At 75.7% G+C, this 16,283-nt stretch carries 15 protein-coding genes; 10 read left to right on the forward strand and 5 right to left on the reverse strand.

Annotation, left to right across the window (positions count from 1 at the left end):
- The first annotated feature begins 166 nt into the window (after positions 1-166).
- Positions 167-2,773, forward strand: a complete 2,607-nt coding sequence (locus QSK52_RS19790) for a phosphatidylglycerol lysyltransferase domain-containing protein (protein WP_285737426.1) — start codon at positions 167-169, stop codon at positions 2,771-2,773.
- Positions 2,774-2,810: 37 nt separating this feature from the next.
- A complete protein-coding gene (locus tag QSK52_RS19795) occupies positions 2,811-3,431 on the forward strand; it encodes a class F sortase (protein WP_285737427.1) in 621 nt (206 codons plus the stop codon).
- Positions 3,432-3,483: 52 nt separating this feature from the next.
- Here the strand turns inward: QSK52_RS19795 and QSK52_RS19800 are convergent, their stop codons facing one another.
- Entirely contained in the window at positions 3,484-3,963 is a 480-nt protein-coding gene (locus QSK52_RS19800; RefSeq protein WP_285737428.1) for an SsgA family sporulation/cell division regulator, read from the reverse strand.
- Between the two features lie 223 nt (positions 3,964-4,186).
- On the opposite strand from QSK52_RS19800, the gene QSK52_RS19805 reads away from it, so the two are divergent.
- From QSK52_RS19805 to QSK52_RS19820, 4 genes are all read left to right on the forward strand, one after another.
- Positions 4,187-5,326 carry a sigma-70 family RNA polymerase sigma factor gene (locus QSK52_RS19805; protein WP_285737429.1) on the forward strand — a complete coding sequence of 380 codons (1,140 nt, stop codon included), beginning with the start codon at positions 4,187-4,189 and terminating at the stop codon, positions 5,324-5,326.
- Positions 5,327-5,510: 184 nt separating this feature from the next.
- On the forward strand, positions 5,511-7,334 hold the full coding sequence (locus tag QSK52_RS19810) for a DEAD/DEAH box helicase (protein WP_285737553.1): 1,824 nt from the start codon (positions 5,511-5,513) through the stop codon (positions 7,332-7,334).
- A 354-nt stretch (positions 7,335-7,688) separates the two neighbouring features.
- Positions 7,689-8,339, forward strand: a complete 651-nt coding sequence (locus QSK52_RS19815) for an IclR family transcriptional regulator (protein ID WP_014135981.1) — start codon at positions 7,689-7,691, stop codon at positions 8,337-8,339.
- 67 nt (positions 8,340-8,406) lie between these two features.
- Complete coding sequence (locus QSK52_RS19820) at positions 8,407-9,213, forward strand: hypothetical protein (protein ID WP_285737430.1); 807 nt, start codon at positions 8,407-8,409, stop codon at positions 9,211-9,213.
- A 101-nt stretch (positions 9,214-9,314) separates the two neighbouring features.
- Here QSK52_RS19820 and QSK52_RS19825 read toward each other — a convergent pair whose 3' ends face one another.
- From QSK52_RS19825 to QSK52_RS19835, 3 genes are all read right to left on the reverse strand, one after another.
- Positions 9,315-10,076, reverse strand: coding sequence for a helix-turn-helix domain-containing protein (locus QSK52_RS19825; protein WP_285737431.1), 762 nt, complete (start codon positions 10,074-10,076; stop codon positions 9,315-9,317).
- A 188-nt stretch (positions 10,077-10,264) separates the two neighbouring features.
- On the reverse strand, positions 10,265-10,759 hold the full coding sequence (locus QSK52_RS19830; RefSeq protein WP_285737432.1) for an Lrp/AsnC family transcriptional regulator: 495 nt from the start codon (positions 10,757-10,759) through the stop codon (positions 10,265-10,267).
- Positions 10,760-10,865: 106 nt separating this feature from the next.
- Complete coding sequence (locus tag QSK52_RS19835) at positions 10,866-11,087, reverse strand: hypothetical protein (protein WP_285737433.1); 222 nt, start codon at positions 11,085-11,087, stop codon at positions 10,866-10,868.
- Between the two features lie 16 nt (positions 11,088-11,103).
- Between QSK52_RS19835 and QSK52_RS19840 the strand changes: the two genes are divergently transcribed.
- From QSK52_RS19840 to QSK52_RS19855, 4 genes are all read left to right on the forward strand, one after another.
- Positions 11,104-11,277: a hypothetical protein gene (locus QSK52_RS19840; protein WP_285737434.1), complete on the forward strand. Its 174-nt coding sequence runs from the start codon at positions 11,104-11,106 to the stop codon at positions 11,275-11,277.
- Positions 11,278-11,579: 302 nt separating this feature from the next.
- On the forward strand, positions 11,580-12,284 hold the full coding sequence (locus tag QSK52_RS19845) for a response regulator transcription factor (RefSeq protein ID WP_176188180.1): 705 nt from the start codon (positions 11,580-11,582) through the stop codon (positions 12,282-12,284).
- A 17-nt stretch (positions 12,285-12,301) separates the two neighbouring features.
- Positions 12,302-13,690: a sensor histidine kinase gene (locus QSK52_RS19850; RefSeq protein WP_285737554.1), complete on the forward strand. Its 1,389-nt coding sequence runs from the start codon at positions 12,302-12,304 to the stop codon at positions 13,688-13,690.
- A gap of 539 nt (positions 13,691-14,229) precedes the next feature.
- Positions 14,230-15,642, forward strand: coding sequence for a glycosyltransferase 87 family protein (locus QSK52_RS19855; protein WP_285737435.1), 1,413 nt, complete (start codon positions 14,230-14,232; stop codon positions 15,640-15,642).
- 190 nt (positions 15,643-15,832) lie between these two features.
- Here the strand turns inward: QSK52_RS19855 and QSK52_RS19860 are convergent, their stop codons facing one another.
- The gene (locus QSK52_RS19860) at positions 15,833-16,252 is read right to left on the reverse strand and encodes an SsgA family sporulation/cell division regulator (RefSeq protein ID WP_285737436.1); all 420 of its coding nucleotides are present in this window, start codon (positions 16,250-16,252) and stop codon (positions 15,833-15,835) included.
- Between the last annotated feature and the right edge of the window lie 31 nt (positions 16,253-16,283).

A 16,283-nucleotide genomic window follows, 5' to 3' on the forward strand; every position in this document is an offset into this window, starting at 1 on the left:
CGCCGCGCCGGTAAGCACGGCCCGGGTACGGATGACCGGGGGACGCCACGCCGGAGCGCTCACCTGTTCGGAGCACCGGACCGGAGCGGCGGCACCGCCGGGGAGTTGACTTGACGTCAGATGGCACGGCACGCCCGCCCCGCCGACATGGAGGTCGCACCCGCCGATGTGGCAGCCGCTGATCGACGCCTACCGGGACCGGATCGTCGACACCGGGCGGGAGCCGCTGTTCCTGCTGCTGCTCGGCCTGGTGCTGGCGTTCCTGTTCATCCGGCTCAGCACCCGGATGATCCGCGCCCGGGTCCGCTGGTGGCCCGGCAACGTGACCCCGGGCGGGCTGCACATCCACCACGTGGTGTTCGGCCAGGCCCTGCTGCTGCTGTGCGGGGTGGCCGGGTTCGCGCTGCGCGGGGACGGCGGCGCCTGGTGGAACCTGCTGGGCTTCGGGTTCGGCGTCGGCGCGGGCCTGGTGCTGGACGAGTTCGCGCTGGTCCTGCACCTCGAGGACGTCTACTGGTCCACCCAGGGCCGCGCCTCGGTGGACGCCGTGGTGTTCGCCGTCGCCGTGATCGGGCTGCTGCTGATCGGCGAGCTCCCGCTCGGCGGCTTCGTCCGGAACCCGGACGGGCCGACCCTGGCCGGGGCGGCCGTGCTGCTGGCGCTGGTCGTGGTCAGCCTGCTCAAGGGCAAGACCTGGACGGGGCTGCTGGGCATCATGCTCTGGCCGCTCGCCCTGGTCGGCGCCGTCCGCCTGGCCCGCCCGGCCAGCCCGTGGGCCCGCTGGCGCTACCGCGCCCGCCCCCGCCGGCTGGCCCGCGCCGAGCGCCGCGAGGAGCGGTTCCACCGCCGCCTGGTCGCGGCCAAGACCGCCGCGTACGACCTGGTGGCCGGCACCCCCGACGCCGACCCCGAGCCCGAGCCCGCTCCCGCCGTCCCCGCCGCGCCCGTCGAGCCGCTGCCCGAGCCGCTGCCCGAGCCGTCGCCCGAGCGGCCGCCCGCGCCCTGGCGGCTGCGCTGCGCGGCGCTCGCGCAGTGGTACCTGCGGATCGCCACCCTGCTGAACCTGCTCGGCGCGGTGGTCGCCCCGTTCCGGGCCCAGGTCGAACGCGCCGACCGGGGCGAGTACTTCACCCCGGTGCTGGTCACCTCCGGCTTCACCACCGCGCTGCTGACCGGGTTGCTCGCCGTCATGCTGCGCCGCCGCAAGCGGGCCGCCTGGATCGCCGCGCTGGCGCTCACCGGGCTGCACGCCGTCGGCTACGCCCTGGCGCTGGCCTTCCCCGAGTACCGCGCGCACCCGTTCAACTGGGTCTCGGCCGCCCTGACCCTGGCGCTGCTGCTGGCCCTGCTGGCCGCCCGCCCGGTGTTCCGGGTCCGCGGCGGGCGCGGCAACCTGCCGCTGGCCGCGGCCGTGCTGCTGCTCGGCGGGGCGCTGCTGACCGGCGCCGGGGCCCTCGCCGTCCGGCACACCGGCGGGGCGCCCGGCTGGGGCGAGGCCGCCCGGTACGCGGTGCTGCGGCTGGTCACCGTCTCCGGCACGGTCGAGGTCGACGGCGTGGACGTGCCGGGCTGGCTCGACCTCGGCCTCAACCTGCTCGGCACCGCCCTGCTGCTGCTCGTCCTGCGGATCCTGCTGCGCTCCCCGCGCGGCACCGACCGGCAGGGCCCCGAGGACGAACGGGCGCTGCGCGCCCTGCTGGCGCGGCACGGCGGCCGCGACTCGCTGGGCTACTTCGCGCTGCGCCGCGACAAGTCGGTGTGCTTCTCGCCCAGCCGCAAGGCCGCCGTCGCCTACCGGGTGGTCAACGGCGTGGCGCTGGCCTCCGGCGACCCGGTCGGCGACCCGGAGGCCTGGCCGCAGGCGATCGAGGAGTGGCACCGGCTGGCCCGCGCGCACGCCTGGGTCCCCGCCGTCACCGGCGCCGGGGAGCGCGGCGGCACGGCGTACGCCCGGACGGCCGGGCTGCGTGCGCTGCACCTGGGCGACGAGGCGGTGGTCGACGCGGCGGGCTTCACCCTGGAGGGCCGGGAGTCGCGCGGCCTGCGGCAGACCTGCCGCCGGGTGGAGCGGGCGGGCTACACGGTGCTGCTGCGCCGCCACCGCGACGTCCCGCCCGGGGAGTTCGCCGATCTGGTCCGGCTGGCCGACGCCTGGCGGCACGGCCGCACCGAGCGCGGCTTCTCGATGGCGCTGGGCCGGCTCGGCGACCCGGCGGACGGCGACTGCCTGCTCGCCGAGTGCCGCGACGGGGCCGGGCGGACGGCCGCCCTGCTGTCCTTCGTCCCGTGGGGCGCGGACGGCCTGTCGCTCGACCTGGTGCGCCGGGACCGGGAGTCCGACAACGGGCTGGTCGAGTACGCCGTGGCCGCGGTGCTCGGCCGGGCCGCCGAGTTCGGGGCGGTGCGGGTCTCGCTGAACTTCGCGATGTTCCGCGCCGCCTTCGAGCCGCGGCTGGGCGCCGGGCCGGTGCTGCGGCTGTGGCGCGGGGTGCTGCGGTCCCTGTCCCGCTGGTGGCGGCTGGAGGCGCGGTACCGGGCGAACGCCCGCTACCGGCCGGGGTGGGAGCCGCGCTACGTGCTGTACGAGAGGGCGTCCGAGCTGCCCGCGATCGGGCTGGCCACCGCGCTGGCGGAGGGCTTCCTGGCCCGGCCCCGGCTGCGCCGCGGCGGCCGCGCTGCGGACGGCCCGCCCCCCGGCGCGTCGCTCGGCGCGTCACCCGGCGCGTCACCCGGACAGAACGCACGGGGTGCTGCGGCCCCGGGCGGCGGGTGAACTGGGCGGGTCGTGGTGTCGGCGGGCGGAGGGCGCGGTGGGCGAGCGGACGTGGACGGGGGCGGTGGCGGCCGCCGGGGCGGTGGTCACCGGGGCCTGGCTGCTGCACGGCGGGCTGGCCGGCACCCTGCCGCCCGCGCCGGTCGCCGCGCAGGCGTACGACGGCACCCCGGTCGGCCCGGCCGTCCCCGCGCTGCCGCCCTCGCCGCCGGTGCGGGTCCGGATCCCGGTCCTCGGGGTGGACGCGCCGGTGGCCCGGCTCGGGCTGGACGGCGAGGGGCGGCTGCAGCCGCCCCCGGAGGAGGACCGCAACCTGGCCGGCTGGTACCGGGACGGGGCCGCGCCCGGCTCCAGCGGGGCGGCGGTGCTGGCCGGGCACGTCGACAACGCGCACGGCCCGGCGGTGTTCTACCGGCTGGGCGCGCTGCGCAAGGGCGACCAGCTGGAGGTCGCCCGGACGGACGGCTCCGGCGCCTGGTTCCAGGTCGACGGCGTGGAGGTCTACCCGAAGAGCGACTTCCCGGACCGCAAGGTGTACGCGGCCACGCCGGACGCCCAGCTGCGGCTGATCACCTGCGGCGGCAGCTTCAGCCGGGAGGGCGGCTACGACGGGAACGTGGTGGTGTACGCGCACCTGGTGCGCACCCAGAAGGCCTGAGCGGCCGCCGTCCTGGCGGGGCGTGAGGGCACCCGGCCGGGACGGCGGCCGTTCAGGACAGCAGCTCGGCCAGCGCCCGGTCGCAGTCCAGGTGGCGCAGCTCCTGCCCCTCGGGCACCACCAGGTAGCTGTGCCACAGGAAGCGGCGCAGCTCGGTGCGGTCGAACTGGAGCAGGGCGACGCCGTCGGGGGAGCGCAGCTCGACCACGGTGCGCTGGCCGAGCGCGGGGCGGACGTGCACGTCCCCCTCGCCGCTGGGCAGGTCCAGCCCGGTGGCGAGCAGTTGCCGGGCGAACACCCACTCCACCCCGTCCACCGGGGCCGGCTCGGCCGGGAGGTCCGCGGCGGCCTCCAGCGGGTCGGCGGTCGGATCGGCGGCCTCCAGCGCGTACTCGGCGGGGAAGACCATCCGGACCGCCAGCGGGTCGTCGGCGCGGTACCGCAGGGTGACCCGCAGCAGTGCGGAGCGGTGGGTGCTGACGATCAGCCGGGCGTGCGTGGTCTGCTCGACCGGCGCGGGCGCTGAGAACACGGTGGTTCCTCCGGGAGGTGCGGGCGGTACGGACGGTGCGGATGCGACCGGTGTCGCCTCCTGATGATGAAGAGTCAGGAGGGGCAGGTGCGATTACACCGGTTTCGAGTCCGTCCCCAGTGATCCGCGTCACACCCGGACGGACCAATCCGGTCATTCCGGGCCGGTGGCATGGGCATTCCATGGGCAGCGGCGGGGGCGCCCGGGCAGGATCGCGAAAGCCGTGCGGGCCCCCCACCCCATCGCCCGCGCGGCGACCCAGGGGAGGGCCGAGACCATCGAGGAACGAGTGCGGACGGCCGGGCGGACCCCGCTCGCCGCGTACACCGAGCTGTACCAGCGCCACCACCCCGGCCTGCTGCGGTACGCCGGGAGCCTGACCGGCGGCGACCGCTGGCGGGCCGAGGACCTGGTCGCCGAGGCGCACCTGCGGGTGTGGCGGCGGCTCGCCGACGGGCACCGGATCGAGGACCCGCGGGCCTACCTGGCCGCCACCGTCCGGCACCTGGCGGCCGCGCCCGTGCGCGAGAGGGCCGCCGGGGAACTGCCCGGCCGGGCCGCGGGGGAGGAGGCCGCCGACCCGGCGCCCCGGGTGGCCGAGACCGACCGGATGCGCGGGCTGCTCGCCCAGCTGCCCGCGCGCTGGGCGCAGGCGCTGTGGCTCTCCGAGGTGGAGGGCCTGCCGCCGGGCGAGGTCGGCGACCGGCTCGGCGTGGGCCGCGGCGCCGCCGCCGTGCTGCTGCACCGGGCCCGCGAGGGCCTGCGGCTGGCCTACCTGCGGGCCTACCCCGGTGCCCCGCGCGACCCCGGCTGCGCCGGGCACTGGGCGGCGCTCGCCGGACAGGCCCGCGGCCGGGCCGGGCGCCGGGTCCAGCGGCACCTGGCCGACTGCGCCGACTGCCGGGGCCGCCTCGCGCTGCTGCGCCGGGTCAACCGGCGGCTGGCCGTCCTGGCGGGCAGCGCGGCGGCCCTGCTGGGCGCCCTGGCGCCGGCCCCGTTCGGCGAACCGGGCCGCGCCGACCCGGCCGAGGCGGGCTGCGAGGTGCGCTACCGGGGCACCCGCGAGAAGGACGACCGGTTCACCGCCCGGATCGCGCTGCGCAACACCTCCGACCGCCCGGTGAACGGCTGGACGCTGCGCTGGCCGCTGCCCGCGGGCGAGCACCTGCTGGCGGCCTGGCCGGGCACCGGCGAGGGACGGGAGGGGGCGGGCGAGGCCGCGATCCACGACGGCGGCTGGAACGCCGTCCTGCCGCCCGGCGGCTCCACCGTCACCGGTTTCTCCGGCAGTTGGACGCACCCGCAGCCGGCCCCGGCGGCGATCACCCTGAACGGCCGCCCGTGCCGCGTGAAGGTGTGGTGACAGTCGTACGAATTGGCTGGGACGGACGCCACAGGGGCGTGCCGCGGCGGCCGTCCGCCCTCCGGGAGGAGCTAGGCTGGGCGGGTTCCACGACCGCCCGCCGACCGCGGGGGAGGGGCCTCGCACAGGCCCTGACCTGCGACGACCCCGTTCGGAGACCGTGACTACCGCCGCCTCCTCCTCGATGGCCCCGCTGTTCTCGCACGCAGACGGCACCCACCCCCGCCCGAGCGGCACCTCCGCCGCCGCGCACCTCTCCCCGGCCTTCCCGGGCCGCGCCCCCTGGGGCACCGCCGCCAGCCTCCGGGCCTGGCAGCAGGGAGCGCTGGACCTGTACATCGAGAAGCAGCCCCGGGACTTCCTGGCGGTCGCCACCCCGGGCGCCGGGAAGACCACCTTCGCCCTGACCCTGGCGTCCTACCTGCTGCACAACCACCTGGTGCAGCAGGTCACCGTGGTCGCGCCCACCGAGCACCTGAAGAAGCAGTGGGCCGAGGCCGCCGCCCGGATAGGGATCCGGCTCGACCCGGCGTACTCCTCGGGCCCGCTGTCCAAGGACTACCAGGGCATCGTGATCACCTACGCGGGCGTCGGGGTCAACCCGATGCTGCACCGCAACCGGACCGAGGCCCGCAAGACGCTGGTGATCATGGACGAGATCCACCACGCCGGCGACTCCAAGTCCTGGGGCGAGGCCTGTTTCGAGGCCTTCGAACCGGCCACCCGCCGACTCGCCCTCACCGGCACCCCGTTCCGCTCCGACACCAACCCGATCCCGTTCGTCCAGTACGAGGCCGGGAGCGACGGCATCCGCAAGTCGGTCGCCGACTACACCTACGGCTACGGGCACGCGCTGGCCGACCACGTGGTCCGCCCGGTGATCTTCCTCAGCTACTCCGGCAACATGCGCTGGCGCACCAAGGCCGGCGACGAGCTGGAGGCCCGGCTCGGCGAGCCGATGACCAAGGACCTGATCGCCCAGGCCTGGCGCACCGCGCTCTCCCCGCAGGGCGAGTGGATCCCGGCCGTGCTGCAGGCCGCCGACCGGCGGCTGACCGAGGTCCGCAAGGGCATCCCGGACGCGGGCGGCCTGGTGATCGCCACCGACCAGACGGTGGCCCGCGCGTACGCCAAGCTGCTGCGCGAGATCACCGGCGAGAAGGTCACCCTGGTGCTCTCCGACGAGGCCGAGGCCTCCCAGCGGATCTCCGACTACGCCGAGGGCACCTCGCGCTGGATGGTGGCCGTCCGGATGGTCTCCGAGGGCGTCGACGTGCCCCGGCTGTGCGTGGGCGTGTACGCCACCTCGATCTCCACCCCGCTGTTCTTCGCCCAGGCCGTCGGCCGCTTCGTGCGCGCCCGCAAGCGCGGCGAGACCGCCTCGGTGTTCCTGCCGACCATCCCGATGCTGCTCGGCTTCGCCAACGAGATGGAGCTGCAGCGCGACCACGTGCTGGACCGGCCGAAGAAGGAGGGCGAGGGCCTCTTCGACGAGGAGGACCGGCTGCTCGCCGAGGCGGAGAGGGCCAACGACGGGGCGGACACCGGCACCGAGGAGTTCTCCTACGAGGCGCTGGGCAGCGACGCGGTCTTCGACCGGGTGCTGTACAACGCCATGGAGTTCGGCATGCAGGCGCACCCCGGCAGCGAGGAGGAGGAGGACTACCTCGGCATCCCGGGCCTGCTCGAACCCGACCAGGTGCAGATGCTGCTGCAGAAACGTCAGCACCGGCAGATCCAGCGCTCCAAGGCCAAGCCCGCCGAGGAGGCCGACCTGCTGGAACTCCCCGCCGGGGAGCGCCCGGTGGTCACCCACCAGGAGCTGCGCGAACTGCGCAAGGAGCTGAACGCGCTGGTCGCCGCCTGGCACCACCGCACCGACCAGCCGCACGGCAGCATCCACAACGAGCTGCGCCGTCAGTGCGGCGGCCCGCTCACCGCGCAGGCCACCGCCAACCAGCTGAAGGCGCGGATCGCCCGGATCCGCGAGTGGGCCAACCAGGGCTGACGGGACGGCGGCGCGGCCCGGCCGGACGGGGCCGCGCCCAGATATCGGACACTCGGGCGCCCGCGGCGCGAGTTATGTGCGCCTTATCCGATTTTTCATCACGACTTCCCATCGATACTGACCGAATTTTGGACAACCACTTCCACGGGGCGTCCTCCGTTCATTAGCGTCTCCCCACACTCATCCGGGCCCCACCCGCCGGCCCGGACGAGTGCCGCGGAGCCTGCGCCCTGTCGACGTCGCCTAGGCCGGACTCCCGCGCCGGACACCCTTCCTGCGCGCGACCAATTCCGGTGCGGCCCGCGGCAGTTGTGTCGTAGGGTCGGACTTGCCGCGGAAAGGACCTGGCGCCCCGTGACTGCTGAGACTTCCCAGACGCTGGACAGAGGTGTCCGGGTACTGAAACTGCTCGCTGACTCCGAGCGCGGGCTCACGGTGACCGAGCTGGCCGCTCGGCTGGCCGTCAACCGCACGGTGGTCTACCGCCTGCTGGCCACCCTGGAACAGCACGGCCTGGTCCGCCGGGACATCGGTGGCCGCGCCCGGGTCGGCCTCGGCGTGCTCCGGCTCGCCCACCGGGTCCACCCGCTGCTGCGCGAGGCCGCGCTGCCCGCGCTGCGCTCGCTCGCCGAGGACCTGGGCGCCACCGCCCACCTCACCCTGGTCGACGGCAACGAGGCGCTCGCCGTCGCCGTGGTCGAACCGACCTGGACGGACTTCCACGTCGCCTACCGCACCGGCCTGCGCCACCCGCTCTCCGAGAGCGCGGCCGGCCGGGCCATCCTGGAGGCCCGCAGCTTCCCCGGCCAGCGCCGCCCCGAGCAGGGCTGCGTGATCACCCGCGCCGAGGAGCAGTCGGGGGCCAGCGGCGCGGCCGCCGCGCTGATCGGCCTCAGCGGCATCGAGGGCAGCGTGGGCGTGGTGATGCTCAACGGCCTCGTCCCGGAGCGGGTCGGCCCGCGGGTGATCGAGGCGGCCACCGAGGTCGCCGACGCGCTGCGCTGAGCCCGGCCGCACCGGGCGGTCCGCGCGGCCGTCCGTGGCGGGTGCCGCGGTGTGTTTGGATGCGGGGGTGGCTTCCCAGAACCCGTCCCCGGTCCTGACCTCCCCGCGCACCCGCGCCCTCGGACTGTGCGCGCTGCCGGTGCTCGCGCTGTTCGCGGTGGCCGCGTTCGTGCCGCTGCCCTACACCCTGGAGTCGCCCGGCGCCACCGCCGACACCCTGGGCGCGTACAACGGCGCCCAGGTGCTGACGATCACCGGAACGCCGGTGCGGCAGACCGGCGGACAGCTGCGGGTGGTCACCGTCAACGCGACGCCGCCGGAGCAGCGCAACAGCCTGTGGGACGCGCTGGCGGCCTGGGGCGACCCGAAGCGCGCGGTGGTGCCGACCGAGGAGGTCTTCCCGCAGAGCGACCCGGACAAGGCCAACCAGGTGACGCTGCAGCAGATGACGCAGTCCCAGGACAGCGCGACCCTGGCCGCACTGAACTACCTGCACCTCTCGCCGGACCAGGTCAAGGTGCAGGTCGACCTCGGTGACATCGGCGGCCCCAGCGGCGGCCAGATGCTCGCGCTGGGCATCATCGACAAGATCGCCGGGGACGGCAGGGGCGGCGAGCTGACCGGCGGGCGGAACGTGGCGGGCACCGGCACGATCGACGCGGACGGGCAGGTCGGCCAGGTCGGCGGCATCCCGCTGAAGACCCAGGCGGCGCGCGAGGCGGGCGCCACGGTGTTCCTGCTGCCGCGCAGCGAGTGCGCGCAGGGCAGGGTCAACACCCCCGACGGCCTGCAGCTGATCCCGGTGGACACCCTCGCCGACTCGGTCGCCGCGCTCCAGGCGCTGAACGGCGGCGGCGCCGTCCCGCACTGCTGACGGCCGGTGGCCGCTCGGGCGGCTGCTGATGGGACCGGGCGTGGCACCCCCGTGCGCCCGGCCCTCGTACGTGGTCCTCCCCCGGGAGAGTGCGTCCGGTCCTACAGTCCGAACGCGGCCGTCACCAGGTCGTCACCGACCCGGGTGCGCAGCTGGGCGGCGATCTCCGGTAACCGGTGGGCCTGGGACATCGGCAGCGACACCGCGACCGCGGCGAGCCCGCTGCCCAGCACGATCGGCACCGCCGCCCCGGCCGTGCCCAGTGCGTACTCCTGGTACTGGGTGATCGGCACGGCCCGCTGCGGCCCGTGCCGGGGCAGCAGCGGCAGGTGGGCGGGTTCGCGCAGGGTGTACGGGGTGAAGGGGACCATCGGGTAGCGGGACAGGTGGCTCCGCCGCTCCTCGGCGGACATCAGGGCCAGCAGCGTCTTGCCGGCCGCGTGGGCGTGCGCCCCGGCCCGGAAGTGCCGCGGGTCGACGGTGGGGGCGCCGGGGGCGGCCGCCGCGGCGAGCAGGTCGACCTCGCCGTCCTTGTAGCGGGCGAAGTGCACGGCCGCGGACAGCTGGTGGGCGATCCGGCCGAGCAGCCCGTCGAGCCGGGACCGGCCGGCCGCCGGGCTCTCCGCCCGGCTCAGGCCGGAGACCGCGGGACCGGTGCAGTACAGGCCCTCGCGGCGCTCCAGGTAGCGGTCGTGCACCAGGGTGCGCAGCAGGTGGTAGGTGGTGCCGAGGGCCAGCCCGGTGTCCCGGGCGAGCTGCTTGGCGGTGGCGCCCGAGGGGTACCGGGCGGCGGCCTCCAGCAGCCGCAGGGCCCGTTGCGCCGAGGCGATCAGGGTGGTCTGCGGCTCGGTGACCCGGCTCATCGCGCGGCCCCCCGTGGTCGAACGGCCCGGCCGGGCCGTGGTGCTGACGACGGGGCGGCTGGTGGGCACTCAGGGAGTGCGGTCCATATGCTCATGGCTGCGATCTTTGCGTGCACGAGCAAAAGGCATATGCCAAAAAACCGCGGGCAAGGGGAGGCGCGCCCTGGAACGGACGAGGTGACGGGGGGTCAGGCGGCCCCGCCGCCGCCCGCCGCCTGCTCCACCAGCGGCAGCACCCGGTACGGCACCGGGTTCTCCAGCGCGATCGCGGTGGACGCCCGGACGATCCCGTCGAACCCCACCACCCGGTCGATCACCCGCTGCAGGTCCGCGTTCGAACGGGCCACGATCCGCACCAGCATGTCCCCGTGGCCGGTGATGGTGTGCAGCTCCAGCACCTCCGGCACCGCCGCCAGGTGCGCCCGGACGTCCGCGCCCTGCCCCTGCGAGATCTCCAGCGTGGCGAACGCCGTCACCGGGTAGCCCAGCGCCGCCGGGTCCACCTGCGGGCCGAACCCGCCGATCACCCCGCGCGCCTGCAGCCGGTCCAGCCGGGCCTGCACCGTGCCGCGCGCCACCTGCAGGCGGCGCGAGCACTCCAGCACGCCGATCCGCGGCTCCTCGGCGAGCAGCCGGATCAGCTTTCCGTCCAGCGCGTCGATGGCGTCGGGCTGCGGGGGCACGGGGCGGCTCCAGGGGGCGCGGGCAGGTCGGGCGTCGACCGACATTGTGCGGCCGCCCCGGTCCGCGCGTCAGCCCGGAGCGGCGGCCGGACGCCCGCCCCGGGGGTCAGTTGCCGATGACGTACGTCTGCACCACGGGCTCGGTGCCGTTCCAGCTCACCGAGACCGAGGAGACCCGGTCGTCCTTGGAGAAGTCGACCCGCAGCCACTGCTCGCCGTGCCAGACCTGCATCGACCAGCCCGGCTCCGGCACCGCCGACACCAGCCGGGCCTCGGTGGGCCGCTGGTCCAGCGCCACCCGGCCGCCCAGCACCGGGTAGCTGTGCACCGTGCTGGGCGGAGCGGTGCTCTTGCGGGCCGCCGAGGTCGGCCGCGAGGTCGTGGTCGCCCCCGGCGTCGGGGACGGGTCCGGCGTCGGCGACGGTGGCGGGGCCGCCGCGGACGGCGGCGGATCCTGGGGGGAAGCCGCGGGCGGAGTCGTCTCCGCCGGCTTCGTGGAAGCCACCGAGGGCAGCTGAACCGCCACCGGCTGCTCGAACACCGTATCGACGAGCACCGCGTGCACGCCGAGCCAGGACAACGCCACCGCTGCTCCGGTGGCTGCCGTCCAGGCGCCCAGTTGAACCAGTCCGCTCCGCATCGCGGGCCCATCCTGCCGTACGAAGGTCACGGGCGGGTCAGTGGGCCGGGTCATCCGCAGGAACCTTGTGGAAAAAGGGGGCCGAGCCTTCAGGGAAGCTCAAGTCCCTGCCCGTTCCCGGGGGCGCCGAACCCCCCGAGGTACAGACCACTCGGCCGCCATGCCGTACCGTGCAGCCCCATGGCAACAGTGCTTGTGGTCGAGGACGACCCCTTTGTGCGTTCCGCCCTGATCCGCCATCTGGCCGACACCGGCCACGCCGTGCGCTCCGTCGGCACCGCCCTGGAGGCCCTGCGCGAAGTCGCCCAGGTCGGGTGCGACCTGGTGGTCCTCGACCTGGGCCTGCCGGACCTGGACGGCAGCGAGGCGCTCAAGATGATCCGCGGACTGACCAACGTCCCGGTGATCATCTCGACCGCCCGGGACGACGAGGCGGAGATCGTCCGGCTGCTGAACGACGGCGCCGACGACTACCTGGTGAAACCTTTCTCCGGAGAGCACCTCACGGCCCGGATGGCCGCCGTCCTGCGCAGGCTGGGCGGCGGCGCCCTGACCGCCCCCCAGATCCTCCGGGTCGGCGGCCTCGCCATCGACCCGCAGCGCCGCGAGGCCCTGCTCGACGGACAGCGGCTGGACCTCACCCGCCGCGAGTTCGACCTGCTGGCCTTCCTCGCCGCCCGCCCGGGCGTGGTCGTCCCGCGCAAGGAGATCCTGGCCGAGGTGTGGCGGCAGACCTACGGCGGCGACCAGACCATCGACGTCCACCTCTCCTGGCTGCGCCGCAAGCTCGGCGAGACCGCCTCCAGCCCGCGCTACCTGCACACCGTGCGCGGCGTCGGCGTCCGGCTGGAGGCACCCTCCGGACCGGCGGGGTGCACGACGTGAAGCGCATCCTCCGCTCGCTGCGCTGGGCGATGGTCAAGGCGGCCATCGCCGGCACCGTCATGGTCGCGCTGGCCTTCCTCATCCCGCTCGGCCTGATGGTCCAGCAGACCGCCCGCGACCGGGCCTTCACCGCCGCCGAACGGCAGGCCTCCGCGCTCGGACCGGCCCTCGCCATCACCACCGACCAGGACGCCGTCTCCCGGGCGATGGCCTCCACCGACGCCGGGGCCCGCGAGCGGCTGGCCGTCCACCTGCCCGGCGGCGTCACGGTCGGCACCGCCCACACCGACAACGACCAGCTGCCCGGCAACGCCAACCAGGGCTGGACCCGCACCGTCCGGGCCGGGACCGTCCGGGTCGACGGCGGGTACGCGCTGCTGCAGCCGGTCGCCGTGGACGGCGGCGGCATCGCCATGGTCGAGGTGTTCGTCCCCAACTCCGACCTGTCGCGCGGCGTCGGCACCGCCTGGCTGGTGCTCTCCGGCGTCGCGCTCGCCCTGGTCGCGGTGTCCGTCGCGGTCGCCGACCGGATGGGCACCCGGATCATCCGCTCCGCCCGCCGCCTCGCCACCGCCGCCCGCTCGCTCGGCTCCGGCAACCTCTCCGTCCGGGTCCCGGTCGAGGGGCGCGAGGCGGCGGGCGCGCCCGAGGAGCTCCGGGAGGCCGCCTACGCGTTCAACGCCATGGCCGACCGGGTCGTCCACCTGCTCGCCGCCGAGCGCGAGCTCGCCGCCGACCTGTCGCACCGGCTGCGCACCCCGCTCACCGTGCTCCGGCTCAACGCCGCGGCGCTCGGCGAGGGCGACGCCGCCGACGCCACCCGGCACGCCGTCGCCCAACTGGAGCGCGAGGTCGACCAGATCATCCGCTCCGCCCGCCGCCAGCCCGAGGACGCCCCGGCGGTGGCCCTGGGCTGCGACGCCGTCGAGGTGGTCCGGGAGCGGGTCGGCTTCTGGTCCGCGCTCGCCGAGGACGAGGGGCGCCCCTGGCAGCTGGCCGGGGACGAGGCGCCCGCGCCCGTCCCGGTGCAGCGCGGCGACCTGGCCGCCGCCGTCGACGCGCTGCTCGGCAACGTCTTCCGGCACACCGCCGTCGGCACCCCCTTCGCCGTCGACCTGCTGATCGGCGAGGACGCGGTGACCGTCCTGGTCGGCGACGGCGGACCGGGCTTCGCCGACCCGGCCCCGGCCATCCGCCGCGGCGCCGGACACGGCGGCGAGGGTTCCACCGGCCTCGGCCTGGACATCGTCCGCAAGCTCGCCCAGGGCACCGGCGGCGACGTCACCCTCGGTCGCTCCGCCGTCCTCGGCGGCGCCGAGATCTCGGTGCGGATCAACACCCGCACCGAAGTGGAACTGCCGCGGCAACAGCGCCGCCGCACCGGCCGACTGATCCGCAAGGACTGAGGGCCGGGGGCAGGGGCCGGGGACCGAGGACGACCGGTGTCGACGCAGGAGCTGTTACCGCGGGGGCGACAGCTCGGTGTCGCTCCTCTCCCTTAAATGCGTCCTAGGCCGTGCTCAACGCTGCCTCATCCCGCCCGGGCGCGGGCGAACGGGCCCGCCGGCCCGGATAGCGTCAGCCGACACCGGGGTACGGGACCCCGGAACCGGTGCGCCGACGGGGCCGGGCCGGCTCCGACCGGACGGTGCGGCCGCCGCGCGTGACCAACACCACCGCGCGGCCCGCCCGGTGCCCACGGCCTGCCGGTGCTCGCCGGGAACGGCACCGCCGACCGACCGGCCGCGGCCTGCGCCGTTCCCGCCGGCCGCGCGAACCCGCGGTCGCCCCGGGCCGGGCCCGTCCGTCCGGCCGCTCTCCCCGGCGGCCGGACGGCAGCCCCAGGAGGGGAGCCCGGGGCGACCGCGACCGGTGGCGCCCGCCGACCGTTCGGGTAGTGTCGGCTGCTGGCCCAGCGGAGGTCGACGGCGGACGGAGCAACACAGTGACCACGGTGCAAACGGAACGGGGCACGCACCCGGGCGACCCCGCCCGCTCACCCGCCCCGGCCTGGCAGCGCGTCCTCACCGCCCCCGTCCGACAGGCCGGGGCCGTCGCCGCGGCCCTGCGCGCTGCCCCCCGGCGCCCGCTGCTGGCCGCCGCCGCGCTCTCGCTGCTCTCCCTGCTCGTCTACGCGGTGGTGCGGCACTTCGTCCACACCTCGATGGTCGACATGATGGTCTACCGGGCCGAGGGCGCCGCCGTCGCCGACGGCCACGACCTGTACGCGCTGCGGGTCACCCAGTGGAACCTGCCCGCGACCTACCCGCCGTTCGCCGCGATGCTGTTCGTGCCGACCACCTGGTTCGGCGTCCCGTTCCTGCGCCTCGCCGTCACCGCCGGGAACCTGCTGCTGCTCGCCACCCTCGCCCACCTCTCCTTCAAGCTGGTCGGCTGGCCGCGCCGCGACCTGCGTCCGATCGGCGTCCTGCTGGTCACCGGACTGGGCGTCTGGCTGGAGCCGGTCTTCACCACCCTGCGCTACGGCCAGATCAACCTCGCGCTGGCCTGCCTGATCCTCTGGGACCTCACCCGCCCCGACGCCGCCCGCAGCAAGGGCGTCGCGATCGGCATCGCCGCCGGGATCAAGCTCACCCCCGGCCTGTTCGCCGTCTACCTGCTGATCACCGGCCGGATCCGCGCCGCGTTCGTGGCCGGCGCCACCTTCCTCGGCACCTTCCTGATCGGCGCGCTGGTCCTCCCGGACGCCACCCGCGGCTTCTGGACGAAGTACATGTTCGACTCCAGCCGGGTCGGCAGCACCGTCATCGTCGACAACCAGTCGCTGCGCGGCCTGGTCGCCCGGTACCTGCAGGTCGAGAACCCCGGCACGGTCGCCACCGTGCTCGGCGCCCTGGTCGCCGTCGCCGGACTCTCCGTCGCCGTCTGGACGCACCGCAGCACCCGCTGGTCGCCGCGCGCCGACGCCTGGAGCGTGTGCACCGCCCTGGTCACCGCCGTGCTGGTCTCCCCGATCAGCTGGACCCACCACTGGGTGTGGTGCGTACCCGTGCTCGTCCTGCTCGCCGCCGAGGCCGCGCACGAGCGCTCCCGCCCCGCCGCCGTCCGGCGCCTGCGCTGGCGGGCCATCTTCGGCCTGACGCTGGCCGGCTTCCTCTCCTTCGCGATGTGGGCCGTCCCGCACAAGGGCGACCTGGACCTCCACCTGTCGGTCCTCAAGCAGTTCCCGGCGGGCGTCTACCCGCTGATGGGCCTGTGCTTCCTCGCGGTCGCCGCGCTCCGGGTCCGCTCCCGGCGGCTCGCGGCCGGCGCCCCGCTGGTCCGCGTCCCCGCCCCGCGCGCCGACTCGGACGGGCTCGGCCGCTCCGGCAGCCAGAAGGCCCCCGCGGCCCGCTGAACCGGGTGCCGCGCTCGGCCCGTTCCCTCCTGCTCGCCCGTTCCCTCCGGTCGGCCCGCTCCTTCCGGCCGCCCCGTTCCCTCCGGTCGGCCCGGCCGCCCCGAAGGCGGGCGTTCCGGCGGACGGCCGGGCGGGCGGGTCGGGCCGGACTGCGCCCGCACCCGCGCTCGGGAGGGCCGTACGCGCCCCCTCACGCCAGCAGCTCCGCCAGCGAACCGTCCAGGTCCATCGCCTCCAGCTCCGCCCCCGGCGGCACCAGCCGGTGCGCCCGCTCCAGCCAGGCCGCCACCGTCGGCAGCGGCGCCTCCAGCAGCGCGTCCCCCGCGGGCGAGCTCAGCGCCATGCACAGCACGCTGCGCCGCCCCGACCGGGTCGGCCAGATCCGCACGTCGCCCTGACCGCACGGCCGGAACGTCCCCTCCACCAGCAGCTCGCGGGCGAACACCCAGGTCACCGGCGTCCCGCTGTCCAGGTGGAAGGTCACGTACACCGCGAACGGGTCGTGGCTCCCGTACGACAGCCGGGCCGCCACCGGGACGCTGCGCTCCGGCGACAGCACCAGCTCCAGCTCCAGCTCCTGCTCCACCACTCCGGTCGACTGTCCGGCCATCGCCCTCACCCTCTCCGCCACGCGGGCCGCG

It is taken from the genome of Kitasatospora phosalacinea, from assembly GCF_030268885.1.
Classification (GTDB): domain Bacteria; phylum Actinomycetota; class Actinomycetes; order Streptomycetales; family Streptomycetaceae; genus Kitasatospora; species Kitasatospora phosalacinea_C.